Origin of the sequence: Gluconacetobacter aggeris (genome assembly GCF_014174395.1) — a bacterium.
GTDB classification, from domain to species: Bacteria; Pseudomonadota; Alphaproteobacteria; order Acetobacterales; family Acetobacteraceae; genus Gluconacetobacter; species Gluconacetobacter aggeris.
The window spans coordinates 1-745 of record NZ_JABEQD010000058.1; the positions used below are offsets into that span (position 1 = coordinate 1).

General features: G+C 63.8%; 3 protein-coding genes. All 3 read right to left on the reverse strand.

The features are described from left to right. Positions 1–198: hypothetical protein (locus HLH36_RS19545; protein ID WP_182987938.1), on the reverse strand; the 198-nt coding region annotated here is incomplete at its 3' end. Between the two features lie 15 nt (positions 199–213). After that, positions 214–405, reverse strand: coding sequence for a hypothetical protein (locus HLH36_RS19550; protein ID WP_182987939.1), 192 nt, complete (start codon positions 403–405; stop codon positions 214–216). Beyond that, positions 402–629, reverse strand: a complete 228-nt coding sequence (locus tag HLH36_RS19555) for a hypothetical protein (protein ID WP_182987940.1) — start codon at positions 627–629, stop codon at positions 402–404. Before HLH36_RS19555 ends, HLH36_RS19550 begins: the two co-directional genes overlap by 4 nt. Between the last annotated feature and the right edge of the window lie 116 nt (positions 630–745).

Consider the following 745-nt stretch of genomic DNA (forward strand, 5'->3'; position numbering starts at 1 on the left):
GGCGACATATTCGCGCTCGATCCCGTCATTGCTGACGGCGCGATATGGGCCGATGCGTTGAAAACCGAGCAGGTGCATCAGGAAGCGCGCCGGCTTCTTGTGCTCCGGGATGGGGGCAATCATCAGATCGGACGGCTGCGTTGCCCACCACCAGTCCCGAACCCGACGCATGATCTCCAGCGCGGGACGCCCCCTCATTTCCGGGACCACGGCCTAGTGGCATTCATGAATGCGGGGCCTCACCTCCTGGAACCCCACGACCACGCCAGGCACCGAGACGATGAGGCCCGAGCCAATGTCCTTCAGGCGCGCGACCTCTCCGAACACGGCCGGGTGCGTCAAAACCGCGTTGATCGCATCCAGATCGTTGAGAGCTGCACCGGGGATAGGCGGCAGCGCGATCATCGTGCAGCCCCTTCGAATTGATGCCTCGCCGGCGCGGGGACAAACCGCACGACGATGTGTTTCTTCCCGAGATCGGCGGCCTTCTTGGCGATCTGCTCGCTCAGAACCTCGGCCTCTTCATCGGTGGCCGATGAGGGGATGAAGCCCACATGCGTGCCTTGGTCTGGCGGTGCGATCCTGCGTTCGAGCGCATCGAGGCGCTGGTTAAGCTGACTGGACGCCATGTGCCTCTCCTTCAAGTTTGCCGATTTTCCTGACAATGATCGTCAGACACCCGCGTGGGGCCGGCGGCTGCTGGGCCAACCACGCCGCGCGCGCTTCGGGATTGCGATCGATCCCG

What these genes read in the sequence shown, in the direction of transcription:
- HLH36_RS19555 (WP_182987940.1), bottom strand. Translation starts at nt 629, where the DNA reads ATGGCGTCCAGTCAGCTTAACCAGCGCCTCGATGCGCTCGAACGCAGG.
- HLH36_RS19550 (WP_182987939.1), bottom strand. Translation starts at nt 405, where the DNA reads ATGATCGCGCTGCCGCCTATCCCCGGTGCAGCTCTCAACGATCTGGAT.